The following is a 2652-nucleotide window of genomic DNA, read 5'->3' on the forward strand; positions in this document are numbered from 1 at the left end:
CATTTCTAATCCTCCAAAATTTTATTTTACCCGAAAAAACTCCTTTCTTTCTCTCCACTTTTTCTGGGTAAGGTCAATATACCAGTGCCGAAAATAGTTGACAAAGATTGTGTATACTTATTACAATTGTTTGGGTACCAGAAGTTTTTACGGCAACAAAGTATGCACTAACTATAAGTAAGGAAGACTTTAAGCAGGCAATAAAAAAAATGAAGTAACGTTTAAAAGAGATTAAAGGAGAGAAGAAAAAGGTAAAAGGGAATACGGCAGAAAATGAATCTTATTACAAATAGCATAAAGGGCTTTTATTCTAGTGTTAAATCGGACCTAGATTGGCAAGCCAAACGTAGTCTTATTAGGACATTAGTAAAAGAAGTCAACATTGATCTTGATAAAGTAGATGTAGTATTTAAGATCAAAGAACTTGAAAACCCCGCCCAGAATGGACAAAATCAAAAGATGGTACATTGTCTAAGGGGTCTGGGCACTGGGATGACATCTTTTTTCTTGGTACAAATTACTCTTATGTCTCAATATTTGTACAGTTGTGTTATCGGCCATTTGATGTTTACAACGCAGGAAGTTCATACGGTTGTAAGTCAAGCGGTAGGATGACAAGATTTTGCAAGGGTATTTTTTTTATAGGAGATTAATATGGAAATTTTTCTTGATAGCGTTGATTTAAATGAAATTAAAGAACTAAAGGAGTTCATTGACGGCATAACAACTAATCCTTCTTTAATAGCAAAGTCCGGGCGTAAAGATAAATACGAGGATTTAGTGCGTGAAATATGCTCTATTATAAAAGGGCCTGTTAGTGTTGAAGTTGTTGCAGATAGCCATGAAGAGATGATCACAGAAGGTCTGAATTTAGCAAAAATTGCTGATAATGTTGTGATCAAATTACCTCTTATACATGAAGGATTAATTTCTTGTAAAAAGTTATGGACAGAGCATAAAATACCTGTTAACATCACATTATGTTTTTCTCCTGGACAAGCACTGCTTGCCGCTAAGGTCGGTGCTTGTTTTATTTCCCCCTTTGTTGGTCGCCTTGATGATATAAGCTATGATGGCTTATCGCTAATAGAAGATATATGTACTATATATTCTAATTACGGTTTTGATACTAAAGTTCTTGTTGCATCAGTGAGAAGCCCAGCGCATGTAATAGAAGCTGCAAGGCTTGGTGCTGATTCAATTACTGTGCCAGCAAAAGTACTTAGACAATTAATTAATCACCCACTTACTGACCAAGGGCTAGCAATATTTGAAAAAGACTGGGGTGTAAAATAATAAACGGTTACAAATGAACATAAAAATTGGCGTATCCGTTCAGGCAATGGCGTCAACTTAAGAGCCTTCATTAGCAAACTCTCCTAAAGACATGATGGCGTTTGCTACCTTATTGCGGCTGCCCTGGTCGAATTTTAACTTTATAGCTAACCCAAGAAAGGTTTCCCTACATCATACCGCCGAGGCGCTAACGAGTAGCGGAATGACGAATTTGTTGTTTTTCAAATTGTAGGTAAACCTAAAGCTATAGAAAAAAAGAAGAACCAGTTTCTTAGGTTTTCATTGACATAATCCACTTCATATGCCATAATAAAATTTTATATCTTGGAGAAAAAAATGCAGGGGTTAGGTCAAATACTAATAGCAGTCAATTGTAGCCAAAACCTGAACAAGGATAATATAGCCGATAAAATAAAAGCTGAAATAGAGGCTAAGTCCAATGAAAGAAATTTAGGAACTATAGAAAAATTTCTTAAACGGTGGGAAAAAAATAATTTTGATCTAAAGAAATTTCCATGTGGTGATTTACTACAATTCGCAGCTAAATTTAATTGTGCAAAATTAGCAGAGCATTTGGTGGCAAATGGTTTTGATATTAATGACGGCTTTCCTTTGCATTGTGCTGCTCAGCACGGACATACACAAGTAGCGGAAATCTTACTTGCAGAAAAAGCAGACGTTAGCATGCAGGACCGAAAGGGATTCACTCCCTTAGATTATGCTGTTCACCTTGGGAATAAGATAGAAATGGTAAGGCTTCTGTTAAGGGCAGGAGCTACTAATGTACAAAATGGATGTGGATTTACTCCTTTGCATCATACTGCTGAGTGTGGATATGTACAAATGGTGGAAATCCTACTAAAAGAAGGAAGGACAGATGTTAATGCGCAAGATAAAAAAGGAAGAACTCCTTTGCATTATGCTGCCAGACATGGGCACACACAAGTAGTAGAAGTTTTGCTAGAAAAAGGAGCAGATGTTAATCTACAAGGCAAAGATGGAAAAACTCCTTTGCATTATACTGCTGAGAACGGGTATACACAAATAGCAGAGGCTCTATTAAAAGGAGGGGCAGGTGTTGATGTACAAGATAAAGACGGAAGGACTCCTTTATATTATGCTGTTTATTACACTCATGGTGAATATCCAAGACTAAATTATCAACATCCAAAAGTAGCAAAACTTCTACTAAATTATGGTGCAGATCCATCATTTATTCATAGACCTAAAGCTATAACAGCAGGAATTACTGTTGGTGTTATATCTGCTGTTGTAGTTCCACTATAGTACTTCCCAAAGTAAATGATAAAGGTATAATAAGCTATTTGAGTTATAATGGCGTATAGTGTGGATTTA

General features: G+C 36.1%; 3 protein-coding genes. All 3 read left to right on the forward strand.

Annotated elements, in window-relative coordinates; all coding sequences use genetic code 11:
- The first annotated feature begins 273 nt into the window (after positions 1–273).
- The 3 genes from WOCAOBSORBRA_RS05820 to WOCAOBSORBRA_RS05830 all read left to right on the forward strand — a co-directional run bounded on the left by WOCAOBSORBRA_RS05820 (position 274) and on the right by WOCAOBSORBRA_RS05830 (position 2583).
- The gene (locus tag WOCAOBSORBRA_RS05820) at positions 274–615 is read left to right on the forward strand and encodes a hypothetical protein (RefSeq protein ID WP_174516136.1); all 342 of its coding nucleotides are present in this window, start codon (positions 274–276) and stop codon (positions 613–615) included.
- 39 nt (positions 616–654) lie between these two features.
- Complete coding sequence (fsa, locus tag WOCAOBSORBRA_RS05825) at positions 655–1296, forward strand: fructose-6-phosphate aldolase (RefSeq protein ID WP_155968460.1); 642 nt, start codon at positions 655–657, stop codon at positions 1294–1296.
- A gap of 336 nt (positions 1297–1632) precedes the next feature.
- A complete protein-coding gene (locus tag WOCAOBSORBRA_RS05830) occupies positions 1633–2583 on the forward strand; it encodes an ankyrin repeat domain-containing protein (protein ID WP_174516137.1) in 951 nt (316 codons plus the stop codon).
- The last annotated feature ends 69 nt before the right edge of the window (positions 2584–2652 follow it).

It is taken from the genome of Wolbachia endosymbiont of Cardiocondyla obscurior (assembly GCF_902713635.1).
Taxonomy (GTDB): Bacteria; Pseudomonadota; Alphaproteobacteria; order Rickettsiales; family Anaplasmataceae; genus Wolbachia; species Wolbachia pipientis.